General features: G+C 71.1%; 18 protein-coding genes. 6 read left to right on the top strand and 12 right to left on the bottom strand.

Annotation, left to right across the window (positions count from 1 at the left end; translation table 11 throughout):
• The first annotated feature begins 20 nt into the window (after positions 1 to 20).
• The gene (locus tag KVF89_RS16260; protein ID WP_257427090.1) at positions 21 to 1,001 is read left to right on the top strand and encodes a DMT family transporter; all 981 of its coding nucleotides are present in this window, start codon (positions 21 to 23) and stop codon (positions 999 to 1,001) included.
• Positions 1,002 to 1,077: 76 nt separating this feature from the next.
• Here KVF89_RS16260 and KVF89_RS16255 read toward each other — a convergent pair whose 3' ends face one another.
• The 9 genes from KVF89_RS16255 to KVF89_RS16215 all read right to left on the bottom strand — a co-directional run bounded on the left by KVF89_RS16255 (position 1,078) and on the right by KVF89_RS16215 (position 10,372).
• Complete coding sequence (locus tag KVF89_RS16255; protein WP_257427088.1) at positions 1,078 to 1,920, bottom strand: carbon-nitrogen hydrolase family protein; 843 nt, start codon at positions 1,918 to 1,920, stop codon at positions 1,078 to 1,080.
• Between the two features lie 27 nt (positions 1,921 to 1,947).
• Positions 1,948 to 2,958 (bottom strand): LLM class flavin-dependent oxidoreductase, encoded by a 1,011-nt coding sequence (locus tag KVF89_RS16250; protein WP_257427086.1) that lies wholly within the window; start codon positions 2,956 to 2,958, stop codon positions 1,948 to 1,950.
• A gap of 91 nt (positions 2,959 to 3,049) precedes the next feature.
• Positions 3,050 to 4,660 carry a thiamine pyrophosphate-binding protein gene (locus KVF89_RS16245; protein ID WP_257427084.1) on the bottom strand — a complete coding sequence of 537 codons (1,611 nt, stop codon included), beginning with the start codon at positions 4,658 to 4,660 and terminating at the stop codon, positions 3,050 to 3,052.
• Between the two features lie 21 nt (positions 4,661 to 4,681).
• Positions 4,682 to 6,040 (bottom strand): aminotransferase class III-fold pyridoxal phosphate-dependent enzyme, encoded by a 1,359-nt coding sequence (locus KVF89_RS16240; RefSeq protein WP_257427082.1) that lies wholly within the window; start codon positions 6,038 to 6,040, stop codon positions 4,682 to 4,684.
• 5 nt (positions 6,041 to 6,045) lie between these two features.
• The gene (locus KVF89_RS16235; protein WP_257427066.1) at positions 6,046 to 6,609 is read right to left on the bottom strand and encodes an amino acid synthesis family protein; all 564 of its coding nucleotides are present in this window, start codon (positions 6,607 to 6,609) and stop codon (positions 6,046 to 6,048) included.
• A gap of 232 nt (positions 6,610 to 6,841) precedes the next feature.
• Entirely contained in the window at positions 6,842 to 7,627 is a 786-nt protein-coding gene (locus tag KVF89_RS16230; protein ID WP_257427064.1) for an IclR family transcriptional regulator, read from the bottom strand.
• Positions 7,628 to 7,720: 93 nt separating this feature from the next.
• Entirely contained in the window at positions 7,721 to 8,578 is an 858-nt protein-coding gene (locus KVF89_RS16225; protein ID WP_257427062.1) for an ABC transporter permease, read from the bottom strand.
• Between the two features lie 22 nt (positions 8,579 to 8,600).
• Positions 8,601 to 9,521, bottom strand: a complete 921-nt coding sequence (locus KVF89_RS16220) for an ABC transporter permease (RefSeq protein WP_257427061.1) — start codon at positions 9,519 to 9,521, stop codon at positions 8,601 to 8,603.
• Positions 9,522 to 9,550: 29 nt separating this feature from the next.
• Positions 9,551 to 10,372 (bottom strand): enoyl-CoA hydratase/isomerase family protein, encoded by an 822-nt coding sequence (locus KVF89_RS16215; protein ID WP_257427059.1) that lies wholly within the window; start codon positions 10,370 to 10,372, stop codon positions 9,551 to 9,553.
• A gap of 254 nt (positions 10,373 to 10,626) precedes the next feature.
• Between KVF89_RS16215 and KVF89_RS16210 the strand changes: the two genes are divergently transcribed.
• Genes KVF89_RS16210 through KVF89_RS16200 form a run of 3 tightly spaced genes read left to right on the top strand, consistent with a single transcriptional unit; the run spans position 10,627 to position 13,963 of the window.
• Positions 10,627 to 11,985 carry a dihydroorotase gene (locus KVF89_RS16210; protein ID WP_257427621.1) on the top strand — a complete coding sequence of 453 codons (1,359 nt, stop codon included), beginning with the start codon at positions 10,627 to 10,629 and terminating at the stop codon, positions 11,983 to 11,985.
• A gap of 60 nt (positions 11,986 to 12,045) precedes the next feature.
• Entirely contained in the window at positions 12,046 to 12,948 is a 903-nt protein-coding gene (locus tag KVF89_RS16205) for a carbon-nitrogen hydrolase family protein (protein ID WP_257427057.1), read from the top strand.
• Between the two features lie 7 nt (positions 12,949 to 12,955).
• Positions 12,956 to 13,963 carry an LLM class flavin-dependent oxidoreductase gene (locus KVF89_RS16200; RefSeq protein ID WP_257427055.1) on the top strand — a complete coding sequence of 336 codons (1,008 nt, stop codon included), beginning with the start codon at positions 12,956 to 12,958 and terminating at the stop codon, positions 13,961 to 13,963.
• Positions 13,964 to 14,030: 67 nt separating this feature from the next.
• Here KVF89_RS16200 and KVF89_RS16195 read toward each other — a convergent pair whose 3' ends face one another.
• On the bottom strand, positions 14,031 to 16,160 hold the full coding sequence (locus tag KVF89_RS16195; protein ID WP_257427053.1) for an acetate--CoA ligase family protein: 2,130 nt from the start codon (positions 16,158 to 16,160) through the stop codon (positions 14,031 to 14,033).
• Positions 16,161 to 16,274: 114 nt separating this feature from the next.
• On the opposite strand from KVF89_RS16195, the gene KVF89_RS16190 reads away from it, so the two are divergent.
• Together KVF89_RS16190 and KVF89_RS16185 are read left to right on the top strand one after the other, a co-directional pair.
• The gene (locus KVF89_RS16190; protein WP_257427052.1) at positions 16,275 to 17,309 is read left to right on the top strand and encodes an ABC transporter ATP-binding protein; all 1,035 of its coding nucleotides are present in this window, start codon (positions 16,275 to 16,277) and stop codon (positions 17,307 to 17,309) included.
• Entirely contained in the window at positions 17,306 to 18,418 is a 1,113-nt protein-coding gene (locus tag KVF89_RS16185; RefSeq protein ID WP_257427051.1) for an ABC transporter ATP-binding protein, read from the top strand. Before KVF89_RS16190 ends, KVF89_RS16185 begins: the two co-directional genes overlap by 4 nt.
• A gap of 164 nt (positions 18,419 to 18,582) precedes the next feature.
• Here the strand turns inward: KVF89_RS16185 and KVF89_RS16180 are convergent, their stop codons facing one another.
• Together KVF89_RS16180 and purU are read right to left on the bottom strand one after the other, a co-directional pair.
• Positions 18,583 to 19,425 carry a bifunctional 5,10-methylenetetrahydrofolate dehydrogenase/5,10-methenyltetrahydrofolate cyclohydrolase gene (locus KVF89_RS16180; protein WP_257427049.1) on the bottom strand — a complete coding sequence of 281 codons (843 nt, stop codon included), beginning with the start codon at positions 19,423 to 19,425 and terminating at the stop codon, positions 18,583 to 18,585.
• Positions 19,426 to 19,546: 121 nt separating this feature from the next.
• Positions 19,547 to 20,446 carry a formyltetrahydrofolate deformylase gene (purU, locus tag KVF89_RS16175; RefSeq protein WP_257427046.1) on the bottom strand — a complete coding sequence of 300 codons (900 nt, stop codon included), beginning with the start codon at positions 20,444 to 20,446 and terminating at the stop codon, positions 19,547 to 19,549.
• Position 20,447: the final 1 nt, after the last annotated feature.

Raw genomic sequence — 20,447 nt, 5'->3', positions numbered from 1 at the left:
CCACCCTCTAGCGTGAACGGGTGACCGCCGTCGATCCCGCCGTGCCCATCCCCGCTCCCGGCGCAGGCGGGGGTCGGGCGCCCGGAACGAGCGGACTGCTGCCCCTGGTCGCGGTCGCGGTGACCCTGGTGCTGTGGGCGAGCGCCTTCGTCGCCATCCGGCACCTCGCCCACGACTTCTCCGCGGGCGCGCTGTCGCTGGGCCGGCTGGCAGCGGGAGCGCTGGCGCTCGCCCCGGTCGCGCTGGCCCAGGGTCTGCCCAGCCCGAGCCGGCGCCAGTGGGTCTCGATCGTGACCATCGGCGTGCTCTGGTTCGGGATCTACAACCTCTCCCTCAACGCCGGCGAGCAGCGGGTCGACGCGGGTACGGCGGCGATGCTGATCCAGGTCGCCCCGGTCCTCATCGCCGTGCTGGCGGCCCTCTTCCTCGGCGAGCGCTTCACCGCCCAGCTCGCCGCCGGGCTGGCCCTGGCGTTCTCCGGCGTGGTCGTGATCGGCCTGTCCACCTCGGGCGGGGACAACACCGGCGACCTGCTCGGCGTCGTGCTGTGCCTGGTGCCGGCGGTGGTGTACGCCGTCAGCGTGATCCTGCAGAAGCCGCTGGTGGCCGACCTGTCCGCGGTCCACGTCACCTGGCTGGCCTGCACCGTCGGCGTCGTGACCTGCCTGCCGTGGGCGGGCCGGCTGGTCAGCGAGGTGGGTGACGCACCGGTGTCGTCGACGCTGTGGCTGGTCTACCTCGGCGTGTTCCCCACCGCGATCGCGTTCACAACCTACGCCTACGCCCTGCGCCACATGACCGCCTCGGCGCTCGGCGTGACGACCTACCTGGTGCCGCCACTGACCATCGTGCTGGGGCTGGTGTTCCTCGACGAGGTCCCGCCCGCGGTCGCGTACGCCGGCGGCGCGCTCGCGCTGCTCGGAGTCGGCGTCGCGCGCCGGGCTCGGGGCCGCAAGGCCGTCACCGCACCGGCCGTGCCCGGTCAGGACCCGCGGGCCTGAGGGACCCGTCAGGGGTACGGGCCACGCAGCTGGTCGGCCGGGGCGACCGACACCGTCACGCCGGCCCTGAGCGTGGTCAGGACAGCTCCGTCGGCGCGATCTGGGCCGCGCTCACCCTGCCGTAGAGCTCGGGTCGGCGGTCGCGGAGGAAGGGCCGGCGACGGCGGATCTCGTCCACCTGGGCCAGGTCCACCTCGGCGAGCGCCAGTCCGTCGGCGTCGTCGGGAGCCGTCGCGAGGACCTCGCCGTTGGGTCCGTAGACGGCGGAGAGGCCGAAGTACTCCTTGGTGCCCTCCACGCCGTGCCGGTTGGCGCAGATGACGAACATCGAGTTGAAGACGGCGTGGGCCCGCAGCTCCAGCTGGAAGACCTCCTTCATCGGCGCGCTGGCCGAGGCGACCGGGACGCAGAGCACCGAGCCGCCGCCGAGGGCGACCGTCCGGCTCAGCTCGGGGAAGTGGCGCTCGTAGCAGATCACCGTTCCGACGCGCGTCTCGCCGGTGTCGACGACCTCGGGCGGCGTCTCGCCGGGACGGAAGTAGAACTTCTCCGGGAAGCCGTTGGAGAACGGCAGGTGGGACTTGCGGTACACCGAGCGCAGCTCGCCGCCGACATAGGTGCAGGCGGTGTTGTGGTAGACGCCGGGCACCGCGCTGGCCTCGAAGACCGAGGAGACCACGGTGATCCCGTGGCGGCGCGAGGCGTCCGCGGCCATCGCGTTCGACGGCCCGTCGAGCGACTCGGCGTGCACGAAGTAGTCCGGGTCGGGCTCGGGCTGCACGAACGGCACCGCGAACATCTCCGGCAACAGGACGATCCGGGCGCCCTGCGCGGCGGCGTCGTCCACGAGGGCGGCCGCCCGGCCGATGGTCTCCGACCGGTCGTCACCGGCCTTGAGCTGGACTGCGGCGAGCTTCATCACGAGGTTCTCCCGTCGAGGTCGAGGTCAGGCCCGCGCGGCCTGGGCGAGCCGGGTGAGCGTGCGCTCCTTGTCACCCAGGGTCGAGATGACCGGGCAGCGCACGCCCGCTTCGTGGTAGGAGACGAGCTTCTCGAACGCCTGGTCGGTGGTGCCGCACGCGGTCACGTTCTGCACCAGCTCGTTGGGCACGAGCGCCATCGCCTTCTTGATCTGCTCGGGGGTGGCCGGCCAGCCGGCGATCTCCTGAAGCCGGTCGACGAGCTCCCGGTCGACCCCACAGTGCTCGGCGATGTGGGGCTGCTGGCACAGGTAGAGCGTCAGGAAGGCCTTGCAGGCGTCGATCGCCTCCTGCGGGTCGTCGTCGTTGACGCTGCAGGACACGATCTGGGTGAGGTCGATGGAGGTGCGCCCGTCGGTCCGCTTAGCGAGGCCGCGGTCGATCGCGGCCAGCGCGCCCTCCATGTAGGACGGCGGCAGCAGGAAGTCCATGTGGACGCCGTCGCTGATCTCGCCGGCGAGCTCGAGCATCCTCGGCCCGACCGCCCCGATGTAGATCGGGATGTCGACCGGCTTGTTCTCCCGGTACATCGAGTCGAAGCGGACGCCCCGCATCTGGACGAACTCGCCCTCGAACTCGACGTTCTCGTTGCGGAACAGCGCCTGGCACACGCCGATGTACTCCCGCATCGCCTTGATCGGCTTGGAGATCGGCTGGCCGACCTTGGTGGCCAGCGGCTCCCACCAGGCGCCGATGCCGAGGATGGCCCGTCCCGGGGCGACCTCGTCCAGGGTCTTGAAGGTGACCGCCATGAGTGCGGCGTTGCGACTCTTGTTGTTGAGGACGCCGGTCCCGATCTTCACGTTCTCGGTCCGACTGGCGATGATCGCCGCGGGCACGATGCCGTCGCGGGACAGTCGCCCTTCGGCGACCCACACGGACTCGAATCCGTTCTCGTCGGCGATCTGGGCCTGCCAGTAGGTCTGCTCCAGGCTGAGCCGCTCGCCGACGTGGATTCCCAAGGGCAGCGATGTCATGGACGTCCTTTCGCGGTTCATTAGTTAAACCATTGGTTCGTAATATGGAGGCATCCGCCGGGCCTGTCAACACCCTCGGCGCGAGCTCGCCTCAGGCGAGGTCGGCCATGTCCACGTCCGGGTCGCAGCGCACGTCCAGCAGCAGCGGGCCGGCGCCGTCCGCGCCCAGGCCGGCGATCTCGGCAGCCACGCCGTCGAGATCGGCGACGGTGCGCACCGTCGCCGCCCGGGCACCCAGCGCGCGGGCGACCTCGGCGAAGTCCGGCCAGGTGCACCGCGCCGGCGTCGGATCGTCGCCCTCGTTGCGCAGGTGCCGGTACTCCATGCCGTAGGCCCCGTCGTTGCAGACCACCACCAGCAGCGGCAGGCCGAGCCGGACCCCGGTCGCGAGCTCGACCAGGTTCATCACACCGCCCCCGTCCCCGACCACCGCCACGGTCGGACGCCCCGAGCCGACGGCCGCGCCGAGGGCGGTCCCCAGGCCCAGCCCGATCGAGGCGAAGTTGCAGGTGTGCGCGAAGTCCTGCGGGCTCCGCACCGAGAGCAGCCGCCAGGGCGCGTAGACGAACCGTCCGGTGTCGGTGACCACGACCCGGTCCGCCGGCAGCAACCGATCCAACCAGCGCATGACCGTGCGCGGGTCCATGGTGGCCGGCCCGTCCGCGCTCGTGACCGGCCGGGCCGCCTCGGCGACGAGGAGCTCGGCGAGGTCACCGCGGTGCGCCGCGGCGGGTTCCTGCCCGGCCGCGGCGAGCAGCTCGCTCATCGAGGTCACCGTCTCGCGTACGTCGGCGACCATGCCGATCTCGGCCGCGCTCGAGATCCGCGACGGATCCCGGTCCACCTGGACCACCGCCCGCCCCTGCAGGAGCGCACCGTCGACCGACGTGTAGCGGTTCAGCCCGGCTCCCAGCACCAGCAGGCAGTCCGCCGACCGGACCGTCTCGAGCGCGAGGACGGAGCCCAGGGTCCCGATCACCCCGAGGTCGAGCGGCTCCCCCGCGAACAGGCCCTTGCCGAGCAGCGTCGTACCCAGTGGCGCACCCAGACTCCGCGCCAGTGTGAGGATCTCGTCCTTCGCATCGAGCGCTCCCCGCCCGGCGAGGACGACAGGTCGTCGAGCACCGGCGAGGATGCCGAGTGACCGGTCGAGCTCCTCCTCCCCCGGCGCCGCCGGCCGGGCCGGGGGCACCGGCCTCAGCGGCGGGCCCTCGGCGACGTCGATGCACTGGAGGGGAACCGGCAGGTCGAGGACGACGGGCCGGCACTCCGTCTCGGCTCGGCGTACCGCGCGGGCCACCTCGGCGGCGACCTGCGCCGCGTCGCCGACCCGCACGTAGCCGGCTCCGGCGAGATCGGCCAGCCCCCGCAGGTCGAAGCGCTGGAGGTGGTCGTCGCGAGGCGGTGTGTCACCGGTCAGCAGCAGCAGCGGAGTCCGGGCCCGGACCGCCTCTGTCAGCGCGGTCAGCGCGTTGGTCGCACCGGGACCGTGGGTGACCGACGCGACGCCCAGCCGCCGCCCCACGCGGGCGTACCCGTCCGCCATGCTGACCGCGGCGCCCTCGGTGGTGGTGGCGACCACCGAGCCGCCGAGCCCGTCGAAGTCGATGAGCGGACGCAGGTTGCCCTCGCCCATCAGGCCGAAGATCGTGTCGACCCCGAGCTCCCGCAGCGCCGCGGCAGCCCGGCGATGCGCCCGCACGGTCAGCCTAGGAGCGCGCGCTCAGGACACACCGGCGGCGTCCGCGTGGACCAGGACGTCGTCGAGGATGTCGAGCGCGAGGTCGATGTCCTCGGCGCCGATCACCAGGGGCGGCGTCAGGCGCAGCACGTTGTTGTTGGCCGAGAGGTAGAGGCCGCGCTTCTTCGCGGCGGCCACCACGGCCTGCATCGGCGCGCCGGCCTCACCGACCGGGTTGAACGGCACCAGCGGCTCACGGGTGACCCGGTCGCGGACCAGCTCGAGCCCCTGGAACAGGCCGAGCCCCCGCACCTCGCCGATGGAGGGGTGCCGCTCGGCGAGCCGGTGCAGCCCGGCGTTGAGCCGGGCGCCCATCTCGCGGGCGTTCTCGATGATCCGCTCCTCCCGCATGGCCTCGATCGAGGCGACCCCGCTCGCGCAGGCCAGCGGGTGGCCGGCGTAGGTCAGGCCGCCCCAGAACTTGTTGCCCATCAGCCAGTCCGAGATGCGCTCGTTGACGGTCATCGCGCCCAGCGGCACGTAGCCCGAGTTGAGGCCCTTGGCCGTGACCAGGATGTCCGGCGTGACGTCCCAGTTGTCGCAGGCGAACCACTCGCCGGTGCGCCCGAAGCCGGCCATGACCTCGTCGAAGATCAAGATGATGCCGTGGCGGTCGCACACCTCCCGGATCGACTGGAGGTAGCCGGGCGGCGGCGGCAGGATGCCGTTGGTGCCGGTGACGGTCTCGAGGATCACGGCGGCCACCGTGTTCGGGTTCTCGTACTGGAGGATCTCCTCGAGGTGCGGAGCTCCCGAGCAGACGGGGCAGGGGTCGGGGTGCCCGGCCGGGCAGCGGTAGGTGTACGGGTCGAACATCCGCACGACCCCGGTGGGGCCCGGCTCCGCGTGCCAGCGGCGCGGGTCTCCGGTCAGCGCGATCGCGCCGGCCGTCGCACCGTGGTAGCTGCGGTAGCGGGCCACGACCTTCTGCCGTCCGGTGACGTGCCGGGCGAGCCGGATCGCGTTCTCGTTGGCGGCAGCCCCGCCGGTGGTGAAGAAGGACATCTTCAGGTCACCCGGCGTCACCTCCGCCATCAGCTCGGCGAGCTGCGCGCGCGACTGCTCCGCGTAGTTGGGCCCGATGTAGCACATCTCCGCGGCCTTGGCCCGGATCGCCTCGACGATCCTGGGGTGCTGGTGGCCGAGGTTCATGTTGACCAGCTGGGACTGGAAGTCCAGGTAGCGGTTGCCCTCGTGGTCCCAGAACCACGCACCCTCGCCACCGGCGATCGGCGTCGCGTTGACGGCGCCCTGGTTGGACCAGGAGTGGATCACGTACGCCTTGTCCGCGGCGCGGATCCGGTCGGCGTCCCAGGCGGTGGCCACCTCGCTCGTCGTCATGGCCGTCAGCTCGCCGCGGTCTCGGCACCGAAGGTCGCGAGACGGGACAGCGGGCGGCCCGAGCTGGCCGCGACGCAGCCGACGAGGATCTCGTTCGGCAGCGGGGCACCGGGCACCTGGAGCGTCACCGTCTGGTGGTGCGAGCGCGTCTTGGCGTCGTTCTTGTGCTTGAGGGGTACGTCGATCGGGTCGCCCGGCAGGCCGACCTTCTCCGCCGCCGGCAGCAGCTCGCTGCCCTCGGCCGCGTTGCGGAAGACGTTGCCGAAGCGCAGGTTGTGGATGAGCGCGGAGCCGTGCTCGACCTCGCCGCCGATGCCAACGAGGGCGACCTTGCCGAAGGCCTCGACCGGAGCCCCGAGGAGCTCGACGCAGGCGGGACCGGTGAGCTTGCCGATCTCCTCGGCGATCTCGTCGGCGAGGGTCACCAGGTCCTGGACGTATCCGGCGCCGTACGGGTTCTCGATGACGATCCCGACGAAGGCCAGCCGGTGAGCGGGCGACACGTCCTGGCCGTTCTCCCGCTCGGTCACCTCCAGGTGTCGGACCGTCTTCCGCACCTTCATGGTCATGTCTCCACCTCTCGCGTTGCCGGTTCGTTAGTTGAACCGTTGGTCCAGATACTGGCGATGCGGCGAGACCTTGTCAAGTGACTTCGCGGATACATCGCCGATACACGCCCGACATCGACGGAGCATCGCCCGCCCGCCCGCGCGCCGGCAGCACGACAGCGGCCCTGCCGGACGGGCCGGCGGGCCGCTGTCGTGCTCGGGTGGCTCGGGTGGCGGGCTCAGCCCGCGCCGCTCACACCCGGAGGTCGGTCGGCAGCTGCAGGTCGGTGTAGGTCAGCAGCTCGCCGAGCTTGCGCGAGGCCTCCAGCAGACGGGGCGAGACCTCGGCCACCCACTCCGGGGTGAGCCGGAAGCTCGGCCCGCCGATCCACACGGCGTACGGGTAGCTGTCGCCCACCCGCACCGGCGCCGCGACGGAGGTGGCACCCTCCTCGAGCTCGTCGCGGGAGTGGGCGTAGCCACGCTCCCGGATCGCCTGCAGCATCGCCACGAACGCCTCGCCACCCCCGAGGGACTCCGGGCCGTGGCGCTCGATGTCGTCGACGTACTCGTCGAGCTTCGCCTTGTCGAGCATGGCCAGCAGCACCTTGCCGGTCGAGGTCGACCAGACCGGCTGGGTCCGCGGCACCGGCTTCATGGTCTGCCCGATCAGCCGCGGTCCGGCGGCCTGCGCCACGACCATGACGTTGGGCGGGTGCAGCACGTCGAAGCCGCACGTCTCCTGGGTGTCGGCCGCCAGGTCGGACAGCACCTGGCGCATGTGCCGGTAGCCGCCGTTGCTGTCGAGGAAGCCGCCGACGATCGACAGCAGCCCGAGGGACACCTTGTAGCGGCGCGTGTCGGGGTCGAGAGTCAGCCAGCTCTCCCTCTCCAGGACGCTGAGCACGCGGTAGCAGGTCGCCTTCGGGATACCCGACTCCCGCGCGATCTCGCTGAGACCGACGCCGTTCGGATGAGCGGCGACGGCCCGCAGGACCCAGATCGTGCGACGCACGAGTCCCGATTCGTTGGCTGCCATGAGGTCCCTCCATGGTGATGTCGGCCGAACACTAGCGCAGGTCCACCAACATGCCGCCCTGTCGGCAGGGCGGGCGGCACGTCGTCATCGGCATCACCGCATGGTCGGATCGAAGGTGTCCCGTAGGCCGTCGCCGACCAGGTTGAGGCTCAGCACGGTGACCAGGATGGCCACGCCGGGGAAGACACTGATGTGCGGCGCGGAGGCGACGTACTGCCGTCCGCTGGCCAGCATCGCGCCCCACTCCGGGCTCGGCGGCTGCGCCCCGAGCCCGAGGAAGCTGAGCGAGGAGATGCCCACGATCGCCAACGCGAGCCCGACCGTCGTGATGACGATGATGGGCGCGTTGATGTTGGGGATGACGTGCCGCCAGGCGATGCGCGGCCCGCGGACGCCCGAGGCATGGGCAGCCTCGATGTACTCCTTGCCCATCACCTCGAAGGTCGCCCCACGCACGACCCGTGCGTACTGCGGGATGTAGGTGATGCCGATCGCGATGGCGGCGTTGCGCAGGCTGGGCCCGGCCACCGCGACGACGAGGATCGCGAGCAGGAAGTAGGGGAAGGACAGCACCAGGTCCATCGCGCGCATCAGCAGGCTGTCCGCGACACCGCCGCGGTACCCGGCGACGACACCGATCAGGGTGCCGACGATGCCGCTCAGCGCGACCGAGCCGACCGCGGCGAGCAGGGTCGAGCGGGCACCGATCATGACGCGACTCAGGATGTCGCGACCGAACTCGTCGCGCCCCAGCCACGCATCACCGCTCGGGCCCGCCCGACGCAGCTCCAGATGCTGCGCGGCGGGGTCGTGCGGGGCGATCCACGGCGCGAGCACCGCGACGAGCACCAGCAGTGCGAGCACGACCAGGCCCACGACCGCGGCGCGGTTGCGGGCGAAGGTGCGCCAGGTCTCCGCCCAGCGCGTCGGCTCCGCCGACGGGAGCGTCATCCCCGTAGCCTCCTGCGTCATCTCAGAGTCCCCTCTGCCTCGGGTCGACCCACTTGTAGAGCACGTCGACAGCCAGGTTGAGCACCACGAACACGACCGTCCCCAACAGCACCGCACCACGGACGATCGGGTAGTCACGTCCCTCGATCGCCGTGACCATCAGCCGACCCATGCCCGGGATGCCGAAGATCGTCTCGGTCAGCACCGCGCCGCCGATCAGGGCGCCGAACTGGAGGCCGACGACGGTCAGCACCGGCCCGAGCGCGTTCTTCAGCGCGTACTTCAGCACGACCGTGCGCTCCGGCATGCCGGCGGCGCGGGCGGTGCGGACGTAGTCGCTGCCGAGCACCTCCAACATGCTGGAGCGGGTCAGCCGTGTGATCACGGCCAGGGGGTACGTGCACAGCGCCGCGGCCGGCAGGACCAGGTGGCCGTAGGTCCCCCAGCCGAAGGCGGGGAAGATCGAGAGCTTCACCGAGAAGGCGATGATCAGCAGGATCGCCAGCCAGAACACCGGCATCGAGACCAGCGCGAGCACGCCGACCCGGACCACGTTGTCGATCCACGAGTACTGCTTGACCGCCGTCAGGATGCCGACGCCGACGCCGATCGTCACGGCGAGCACCATCGCCGTGACGGCGAGAGTGGCGCTGACGGACGCGGTCCGGCCGAGCTCGGAGACGACGTCTCGACCGCTGCGGTAGGACTCACCGAGGTCCCCGCGCAGGGCATCGCCGACGAAGGAGAGGTACTGCACGACGACCGAGCGGTCCAGCCCGAGCTCGTGGTTGAGGCGGGCGACCTCGTCGGGTGTCGCGTTCTGGCCCAGCAGCAGGGTCGTCGGGTCGCCCGGCGCCAGCGAGAGCGCGACGAAGACGACGAACGCGATGACCAGCAGCAGCGGCACCAGCTGTGCGACGCGCTTGCAGATGTAGAGAGCCATGGCTCCTCCTGTCCGGGGGCTCGGGTTCGTCAGCTCGTCCGGTACGGCGTGTCGCGGGCCTCGAGGAAGGCCCGGAAGCCGTCGTTGGCCCGGATCTCCCGCAGGCGGTCACGCTCGGGTAGACCGGTCGAGTCCAGGACGAGGGTGTCGGCGAAGCGGTGGCCCATCTGCAGGCCCTTGAAGCCCTGGGTGTCGAGCATCATCCGCACGGATCGCTTGACCGACTGCAACGTCAGGAGCGGCGCGTTGGCGATCCGGTGCGCCAGGGCCAGCGCCTCACGATCGACCGCGTCGTCCTCCACCACGCGGTTGACCAGGCCGAGGCGGTAGGCCTCCTCCGCGTCGACGCTGTCGCCGGTGAGGTACATGTGGTTCATCAGCTTGAAGTGGGTGAGCCACGGCAGGAGCAGCAGCGGCGACATCGTCCCGTGCCGGATCTCCGGCTCGCCGAAGGACGCGGACCGGCCGCAGATGGTGAGGTCACCGATCAGCGCCAGGTTGCAGCCCGCCGCCAGGGCGACGCCCTTGACCGAGGTGATCAGCGGCTTGTCGAGGTACCACAGCCGCTCGATCATGCGCGCGTTGCGCTGCGCGATCGCGTCGACCTCCATGGTGTTCGTCGGCGCCGGGTCGTTGACCAGGTCGACCCCGGAGGAGAAGGCGCGCTCGCCGTCGGCGGCCAGGACGACGACCTTGACAGCGGTGTCCGACTCGACATCCTCGATCGCGTGGGTCAGCTCCGAGACCGTCTGCTGACGCAACGCGTTCAGCGCCGACGGACGTGCCAGAGTGATCACCGCGACCTGTTCGTCGCGCTCCACCCGGATGTCCTCGAACACTGGCTTCACCATCCCGCCCCGGTTCGAACATCGAACCATCGATTCGTTTTGGCACAATGAACGCCACGACGCCCACCGCTGTCAAGAGGTTCGGGCGGACCGGGTGCCGATCGACCGGTCAGGAGCGCGGATCCGGTCGGGAACCGGCGGACGGATCGGCTGAATCCATTGACACGCCCCAGGCCTGTTGGTTCACTGACTGAGCCTTGCAGTTCAGTCAGTGAACCACTACCCCGGTGTTCCACCGGGAGGAAGGCCAGGTGCGCATGGAGTTCGACATGGCCATCACGGGCGCCGAACTGGTCGATCCCCTCTGGGGTCAGCGCCAGGCTACGCTCGCGATCCGAGAGGGCCGGATCGCGGGTTGGGTCGATCCGGCGGTTCCCGTCAGCGCACGCGACGTGATCGACGCGCGGGGCAAGGTCGTCCTCCCCGGCGTCATCGATCCGCACACGCACTTCGGCTACGCGCAGTCCTTCGGGGCCGACCTCGCGAGCGAGACACGTTCCGCCGCGCTGGGCGGGGTGACCTCGATCCTGTCGTTCTACCGGCAGTACCAGGGCATGGCCCCCGCGCCGTACGGCGAGCTGCCGGACCTCGTCGCGGCGATCGACCAGTCCGCCCACGTCGACGTGGGCATCCACTTCGGGATGCTCGCGGAGACCCAGGTCGAGGAGATCGAGAAGTACGCCGGCCAGGGCGTCACCTCGCACAAGTTCTACATGGCCTACCGGGGAGCCGACGGCGCGACGGTCGGCATGGTCAACGAGTGCGACGACGGTCTGCTGCTCGAAGGCCTGGCCAAGATCGCCGACATCGACGGCGTCGCCTGCATCCACGCCGAGAACACCGACATCGTCAACCGGTCGATGCGCCAGGTGCGGGAGGCCGGTGAGCAGGGCCTGCGCGCGTGGTCGAAGGCCCGTCCGGCCTTCGCCGAGGCCGAGAACATCCGCCGGGTCGCCTTCCTCGCCGACCACGTGGGAGCGACCGTCTACCTGGTCCACATCGGCTCACGCGAGTCCCTCGACGCCGCCCGGCACGTCCGCGCCACGGGCAGCCGGGCCTGGGTCGAGACCTGCCCGCACTACCTGACGCACACCTACGACAGCGCGGTCGGGTCGATGGCGAAGATCAACCCGCCGGTGCGCAGCGCCGACGACGTCGAGGCCCTGTGGCAGGGCCTCATCGACGGCTCGGTCGACACCGTCGGGACGGACCACTGCGCCGTACCGCGGGCGAAGAAGGAAGGCGACATCTGGTCCGCCGCAGCCGGCTTCCCGGGCATGGCGACCACGCTCCCGGTCCTGCTCTCCGAGGGCCACCACCGCCGCGGCATGACGCTGCAGCGGATCGCCCAGGTCCTCTCCGGCAACGCGGCGTCGATCTTCGGCATGTCCCAGAAGGGAACGCTCCGTCCGGGTGCCGATGCCGACCTGGCGATCTGCGACCTCGACCTGGAGCGCACCGTGCGCCACGAGGAGCTGGGCAGCTTCTGCGACTACAGCATCCTCGACGGCCAGAGCCTGCGCGGCTGGCCGGTCCGCACGCTCGTCCGCGGCGTCACCGTCGCCCTCGACGGCGAGCTCGTCGGCGAGCCCACCGGCACGTTCATCCACCGCTGATCCGGTTCCACGGACGGCGACCCCACCCCTGATGAGGAAGAAGAAGAGGTAGTCCCAGCAATGAAGGCAAAGGTACTGCTGATCCAGAACGGACCGGCGACCACCGATCCCCAGAAGAACGTCGATGCCAACCTGGCGCTGGTGGCCGAGGCCACCAAGGACTTCAAGCCCGACTTCGTCCTGTTCAGCGAGCTCTCGAACACCCAGTACTTCTGCGGCTACAACACGCCCGAGCACTTCGAGCTGGCGGAGCCGATCGACGGCGAGTCGGTACGCCGCCACCAGGAGCTCGCCAAGGAGCTCGGCGCCTACGTCATCTTCCCGTTCTACGAGAAGGGGGAGGTCAAGGGCGAGTTCTACAACAGCGCCGCCGTGATCGACCGCGAGGGCAACCTGATCCCCGGCGACCTCCCCGACGGGCGCCAGGTGCGGGTCTACCGGAAGAACCACATCCCCGACCAGTGGTCGTACTCCCCCGGCCTGAACGAGCGGTACTACTTCAAGGAGGGGCCGGGCCTGGCGACCTTCAAGACGGAGTACGGCAAGGTCTCGATCCTCATCTGCTACGAGCGCTCGTTCCCCGAGGCGTGGCGGGTGCTGGCCCTGCAGGGCTCGAAGATCATGTTCGTCCCCGTCGCGGCCTGGGGCCCGAACCGAGCCGACTCCTGGGGCGGCGAGCTGCGGACCGCGGCCATCCAGAACGGACTGTTCGTGGTCGCCTCCAACAAGGGCGGGCTGGAGGAGACGGAGGGACCGCGCCACATGTTCGGAGCGAGCCGGATCTTCTCGCCGATGGGCGAGGAGCTCGCCGCCGGCCCTGCCGGCGAGGGCCCGTTCGTGCTCACCGCCGAGCTCGACCTCGACCAGGTCGACCAGCACGGCGTGCGCTACACGTTCTTCCGGGACCGTCGTCCGGAGCTCTACGGCACCCTGAGCGACGACGTCGCTCGCGGCGTCCTCTGAGGCCGCGATGGACGTCGGAGTCTTCCTCGGATCCCAGTACTCGGCCGGCGAGGACATCGCCGCCGCGGTCACCGGTCTCATCGAGCAGACCAAGCTGATCCGCGACACCGGGTACGACGCCGTCTGGCTCGGCCAGCACTTCCTGAGCCACCCGGAGCAGTACCTGCAGACCACCCCGCTGCTGGCCCGGCTGGCCGCGGAGGCCGGCGAGATGAACGTCGGCACCAACCTGCTGCTGCTGCCGATGCTCAACCCGGTCGACGTGGCCGAGCAGTACGCGACGATGGACGTCATCACCGGCGGACGGCTGATCCTCGGCGTGGGCCTGGGCTATCGCGACCAGGAGTTCGCCGCGATGCAGCTGGACAAGAAGGACCGCGTCGGCCGCCTCACCGAGGGCGTCGAGATCCTCAAGCGGCTCTGGACCGAGGACGACGTCTCCTTCCGGGGCAAGCACTTCACCCTCGACCATGTCAGCATCGCGCCCAAGCCGCTGCAGAGCCCGCGGCCGCAGATCTGGTTCGGGGCCACCGCGGACAAGGCCATCCAGCGCGCCGCCACCCACGCGGACGCCTGGATCGCCACCTCGATGACCGAATGGGGCGAGATGAAGCGCCAGGTGGACCTCTTCCACCAGACCCGCGCGGAGGCAGGTCTGAGCAAGGACGTCCGGTTCGCCAAGTGCGTGGAGCTCTACGTCGGCGACGACAAGGAGAGCGCCCTGCGCGAGGCCGAGCCGTTCATCGGCGCCAAGTACAAGGCGTACTACTCCTGGGGCATGGGCGACAACGTCCCCGGCGAGAGCGGCGCCAACATCAGCGACTTCGGCGACCTGACCAGGAACCGCTTCATCGTCGGGGGTCCCGACGACGTCATCGAGGACTGCCTCTACCACCGCGACGTGCTCGGCGTGACGGACCTGATCGTGCGGCTCAACTTCCCGGGCATGCCCAAGGAGCTGGTCCACCGCAACATCGAGCGGTTCGCCACCGAGGTGATCCCGCACATCCGCTGAGACCTCCCACCAGCGGCCGGCGCCGCGGTGCCGCACCCTCGGGTGTGGCGCCGCGGCGCTCGTGCGTTCACGCGCCGGCGGCGTCGTCCTCACGGATCAGCAGGCAGTCGACGGCGACGACGCCCGCGCCGCGCTCGCCGACCAGGACCGGGTTCATCTCGGCGGCGGCGAGACCGGGCAGCGCCGCGGCCAGCCGGGAGAAGCTCAGCGCGGCGTCGACCAGGGCCTGCCGGTCCATGACCGGGGCACCTCGGTAGCCGGCGAGCAGGGCCCCGAGCGCCGTGCCGTCGATCAGCTCCTCGGCCTCGGCGGCGCTCACCGGCACGGGGCGCGACGCGACCGGGCCGAGGAGCTCCGCGAGGACGCCACCGGGCGCGATCGACAGGCAGGGTCCGACCTGCGGGTCGGTGGTGACGCCGATCAGGCACTCCACGCGCTCCCCCGCCACCATCGCCTGGACCAGGATGCCGTCGACACAGGCGTCCGGCTCGGCCCTCGCCACGGCGGCCAGCAGCGCCTCGGCCTCGGCTGCCGCGGCGGCGGGCTGCACTCCCAGGCGCACACCGCCGGCCTCGGTCTTGTGCGCGATGTCGGGCGACTCGATCTTGAGCACCACGGGCCCGCCGAGCTCGGCCGCCGCGACGGCGGCCTCCTCGGGCGTGGTCACGAGCCGGAAGGGGGCCACCGGGATGCCGGCCGCCGCCAGCGCCGCCAGCGCCTCGGCGCCCGCCGCCACGGGGGCCGGCGAGGGCCAGTCCTGGTCCGGCACGCGCGGCGTGGACGGCCGCCCGGCCCGGGCCGGCCAGGTGAGCCACGAGCGCAGGGCCGACAGGGCCGGACGGATCCCGAGCAGCACCGGTACGCCCGCCGCCCGGGTCACCTCGGCAATCCCCGGGTCGAGGGCGCCGCCGGTCATCGCCGCCAGGACGATCGGCTTGGCGGAGGTGCGCGCGGCCTCGGCGAGGATCCGGGCCTGGCCCCGGTAGAACTCCTCCTGGCCCGGGCCGGCCAGGCCCACGTTCATGGCGAAGACGATCACCCCGACGGCCGGGTCGTCGGCGACCGCGCGCAGGGCGCCCGCGAGGAGGGCGGGATCCTCGGCGGCCGCGCCCGTGACGTCGAGCGGGTTGTTGACCACGGCGAAGTCCGGCAGGCCGGTGAGGAGGGCGTGCGCCGCCTCCGGCCCGAACGCGGGCAGCTCCACGCCGAGGTCGTCCGCCATGTCGGCCGTGAGTCCGCACGCTCCGCCGGAGATGGACAGCGCCCCCACCCCTGCGGCGGTCGCGGCCGGGCGTCCGGCCAACGCGGAGAAGAGCAGGAGGGTCTCGCGGAACTCGTCGAGGTCGTCCACCCTGGTCGCACCGGCCGAGGCCAGGAGGCCGTCGAGGGCGGCGGCCGCGCCGGCGATCGCGCCGGTGTGGGCCATCGCCGCGCGACGACCGGTCTCAGACCGGCCCGCGGCCAGGACCACCACCGCCTTGCCCCGCTCCCGTGCGAGCCGGCAGGCGGCGGCGAACCGGTCTGCGTCACGCAGGCCCTCGACGAAGACGCCGATGACCTCGGTGATCTCGTCCTCGGCGTACCAGGCGACGTAGTCGCTGACCGTCGCCGAGACCTCGTTCCCGGTCGTGACGATCGCCGACAGCCCCAGCCCGCGGCCCAGGGCCGAGTCCGTGACCGCGTGGGTGAGGGCACCGGACTGCATCACCAGCGCGACGTTGCCGGGCTCGAGCGGGTCGACGATCCGGCCGGAGTAGGCGGCGGTGCCGCCGGCGACGTCCAGCACGCCGTAGCAGTTCGGGCCGCACACGACCAGATCGTGCTTCGCGACCAGCTCGGCCAGCGCCGCGCCACGCTCCCGGCCGTTCTCGCCCTCCCCGAAGCCACTGCCGATCACCAGGATCCCGCGGATCCCGCGCTCCGCGGCGTCGCGGACCACGTCGACCGCCCGCTCGGCGGCCACCGCGACCACCACCAGGTCGATCCCGTCGGGGAGATCGCGCACGGTCGGCACCGTCGGGCACCCGAGGACCTCGGCGTGGCCGGGGTTCACGACGACGACCTGGCCGGCGTACCCGAAGCGCGCGAGGTTCTCGAGGACCCGGCTGCCGCGGTTGCCCCGCGGGGAGGCGCCGACGACGGCGATCCCTCGGGGTGCGACCAGAGGTCCGACGTCGCGGAACGGCGTGATGGCCATCGATCTCCGATCTTTTCCGGGCCTACGCTTGTGGGGCTCCAGAACTACGGTTATGTTGATCCAACGGTTTGCCTAGTGAACCACATCGTGATCTGATCCGGCCAGGGAGAGACCATGTCCGTCCACGTCGAGACATCCGGGGTCGTCCTCGAGCTGCGGAACCTCCGCAGCCGGATCGACACCCAGCGGGGGCCGGTGTTCCCGGTCAACGACGTCACCCTCGAGTGTCACCGCGGCCGGACGCTGGCCGTCGTCGGCGAGTCCGGCTCCGGCAAGTCGATGACCTTCCTGTCCGCGCTCGGGCTCCTGCCCGCCGGCGGGGTCGTGGAGTCCGGCGAGATCGTCTTCGAGGGCCGCACCCTCGACACCACCAACACCGCCGAGCAGCGCCGCCTGCGCGGCAAGTCGATCGGCATGATCTTCCAGGACGCCCTCGCCGGCCTGAACCCCGCGTTCACCATCGGCCAGCAGATCGGCGACGTGATCCGCTATCACGACAAGGTCTCGCGCAAGGCCGCGCGCGCCCAGGCGATCGAGACGCTCGGCCTGGTCGGCATCCCCGAGCCGGCCCAGCGCGTCGACTACTACCCCCACCAGCTGTCCGGCGGCATGCGCCAGCGGGTGATGATCGCGATGGGCATCGCGCTGCGCCCGCAGGTCCTCGTCGCCGACGAGCCCACCACGGCGCTCGACGTCACCGTCCAGGCCCAGATCATGGAGCTGCTGGACCGCCTGCGCACCGAGCTCGGCATGTCGCTGGTGATCATCACCCACGATCTCGGCGTCGTCGCGCGCTACGCGGAGGAGGTCGCGGTCATGTACAGCGGCCGCGTGGTCGAGCGCGGCACCGTGGAGCAGATCCTGCAGTCCTCGCTCCACCCCTACACCCGAGCCCTACGCGACTCGACACCCCGTCCCGACGCCGACGACGCCGGTCTCAGCGCGATCCCCGGACAGCCCCCCAGCATCCGGAGCCTGCCGAGCGGCTGCAGCTTCCATCCCCGATGCTCGGTCGCCCGCGACCGCACCGCCTGCTTCGAGGCGGTGCCCCCGCTGCGCCGGCTGACCCCGGAGAGCCAGCTCACCGCCTGTCACCACGCCGAGGAGCTGCTACCCGTGCCAGCCGTACGTGAGGGGGTCGGCGCATGACCACCACGAGCTCCGAGATCCAGGACCTGCCCTTCGTCGCCGGGGAGGACGCCGTCCTCCACGTCGAGCACCTCTCCAAGCGCTTCGGCCGGACCGGACGGTGGAGCCGGTCGGGCACAGCCGTCACGGCCGTGGACGACGTCTCCTTCGACCTGCGGCGCGGCGAGACGCTCGGCCTCGTCGGCGAGTCCGGCTGCGGGAAGACCACGCTCAGCCGGATGCTGCTGCGGTTGATCGAGCCCACCTCCGGCAGCGTCGTCGTCGACGGCCAGGAGGTCACCGGCCTCGGCGGCAGCGACCTGCGCCGGTTCCGGCAGCGGGCACAGGTCGTCTTCCAGGATCCCTATGCCTCCCTCGACCCCCGTCAACGGATCGCGGCGACCATCGCCGAGCCCCTCACCTCGTCCACGAAGACCCGGGCGGAGAAGCAGGAGATCGTCAGCGAGCTGATGGAGCGGATGGGTCTGTTGCCGGCCCACGCGCACCAGTTCCCGCACCAGTTCTCCGGCGGGCAGCGCCAGCGCATCGGCATCGCTCGCGCTCTCTCGGTCACCCCCGAGCTCCTCATCCTCGACGAGCCGGTGTCCGCCCTCGACGTATCCATCCAGGCCCAGGTGCTCAAGCTCCTCCAGGACCTGCGCACCGAGTTCGACCTCAGCTACATCCTGATCTCCCACGACCTCTCCGTCGTCCGGCACGTCAGCGACCGGGTGATGGTGATGTACCTCGGTCGGCTGGTCGAGGTCGCCGACAAGAACGACCTGTTCACGGCGCCCCGGCATCCCTATACCGTCTCGCTGCTCTCGGCCGCCCCGGTGCCCGATCCGACGGTCGAGCGGTCCCGCGAGCGCATCGTGCTCCGCGGCGACCCGCCCAACCCCGCCAACCCGCCGTCCGGGTGCGCCTTCCACCGCCGCTGCTTCCACGCCACGGCCATCGCCTCCGGCCTGTCGGACTCCGAGGTGACCCAGCTCGACGACGGCAGCAGGGTACCCACGCCGTGCGTCAGCACCATCCCCCTGCTGGCCCGCCAGGGCGCCACGCACTGGTCGGCCTGCCACTTCCCGGTCACCGCCGCGGCCGCCTCCGGCGTGACCAGCGCTCTCTGACCGGGGCACCGTTGAGTCGTCGGTTCTGACCCGTTGAGTCGTCGCCTCTGACCTGTTGAGTCGTCAGTTCCCGTCGCCGCGACGCTTTGGGTGACGACTCAACAGGTCAGAAGCGACGACTCGAAGGGTCATAGGTGACGACTCAACGGGTCAGATGTGACGACTCAACGGCCCCGGCGCTCCGCGCCGTCCATGGTCTGCGCCAGGAGGGTGGCGATCGTCATCGGCCCGACGCCGCCGGGAACCGGGGTGATCCAGGAGGCGCGAGCCGCGGCGGCTTCGTACTCGACATCGCCGACGTTGCCCGGGTTGTAGCCGGCATCGACGACCACCGCGCCGGGCTTGATCCACCCGCCGCGCACGAGCTCCGGGCGGCCGACCGCCGCGACGACGATGTCCGCCTCCGCGACCCGGTCCGCCAGATCCACGGTGCGCGAATGACAGAACGTCACGGTCGCGTCGCGCTCCAGCAGCAGCATGCCGACGGGCTTGCCGAGGATCCGGCTGCGGCCCACCACGACGGCGTGGCGACCCGCGAGAGGCAGGTCGTAGGCCTCCAGCAGTCGGATGATGCCGCCCGGCGTGCAGGAGGCGAAGCCCGGCTCGCTGAAGGACATCGCCGCGAAGCTGGCGAGGGTGACGCCGTCGACGTCCTTGTCGGCACCGATCGCCTCGAAGGCGGCGTGCTCGTCGACGCCGTCCGGCACGGGATGTTGCAGGAGGATCCCGTCGATGCCGGGATCGGCGGCAAGCGCACCGACCCGGTCGACGAGCTCGTCGGTCGTCGTGCCCGCGCCGAGCTCGACCCGGACCGAGTCCAGTCCGGCCTGCCGGCAGCGGTTCTGCTTCATCCGGACGTAGGTGTGCGATGCCGGGTCGTCGCCGACCAGCACCGTGGCCAGGGTCGGCGCGCGGCCCACGCGCTCAGCGAAGCGGGCGGCACGGGCGGCGACGTCGGTGAGCAGCTGGGCGGCGACGGCCTGGCCGTCGAGGATCCTGGCAACCATGGGGGTCCTTCGAGATCGGGCGCGGGCGCGGGTCAGGCCGAGAACAGGTCGGTCCGAACGGTGGCGAGCAGGCTGTGCTCGCGGTCGGTGCTCACGTGGTCGCCTCTCCCGGCCTCGGGGCTCAGCGGAAGACGATGGTGCGGTGACCGTTGAGCAGGACCCGGTGCTGCACGTGCCACAGGACGGCTCGGGCGAGGGTGTGCGCCTCCGTGTCCCGGCCCAGGGCCACCAGGTCCTGGACCGAGGCCTGGTGGTCGACCCGAGCGACGTTCTGCTCGATGATCGGGCCCTCGTCGAGGTCGGAGGTGACGTAGTGGGCCGTGGCTCCGACCAGCTTCACGCCGCGCTCGTGCGCCTGCCGGTAGGGGTTGGCGCCCTTGAAGCTCGGCAGGAAGGAGTGGTGGATGTTGATCGCCCGGCCGTCGAGCTCCTTGCAGAGCTCGGTCGACAGGATCTGCATGTAGCGGGCGAGCACCACGAGGTCGACGTCATGGCTGTCGACCAGCTCGAGGAGCGCGGCCTCGGCCTCGGGCTTGGTCTCGCGGGTCACGGGGATGTGGACGAAGTCGATGCCGTACCAGGCCGCGATCGGCTCGAGGTCGGGGTGGTTGGACACGATCACGGGGATGTCGATCGGGAGCAGCCCGCTGGACCAGCGGTAGAGCAGGTCCTGCAGGCAGTGGTCGAACTTCGAGACCATGATCAGCACGCGCATCGGCCGGCTGAGCTCGGCGAGGCGGTAGTCCATGGCGAACTCCGCGGCGATGTCGGCGAAGGCGTCGTCGAGGTCGCCCAGCGCCGGAGTCCGCTCGGAGACCCGCATCTGCACCCGCATGAAGAACAGGCCCGAGCCGGTGTCGCCGAACTGGTTGCTCTCCACGATGTCGCAGCCGTGACGGTAGAAGAAGTCCACCACCGCGCGCACGATGCCGGGGCGGTCCACGCAGGACAGGGAGATCACGATCTCGTCGGAGGCCGGTGCGGCCGTGCGCTGGGGCGCGGTCAGGTTGCTCTCGCTCATC

Origin of the sequence: Nocardioides carbamazepini (assembly GCF_024614185.1) — a bacterium.
GTDB classification, from domain to species: domain Bacteria; phylum Actinomycetota; class Actinomycetes; order Propionibacteriales; family Nocardioidaceae; genus Nocardioides; species Nocardioides carbamazepini.
The sequence above is the reverse complement of the archived record's forward strand: the minus strand, read 5'-3'. Positions and strand labels throughout refer to the sequence as shown.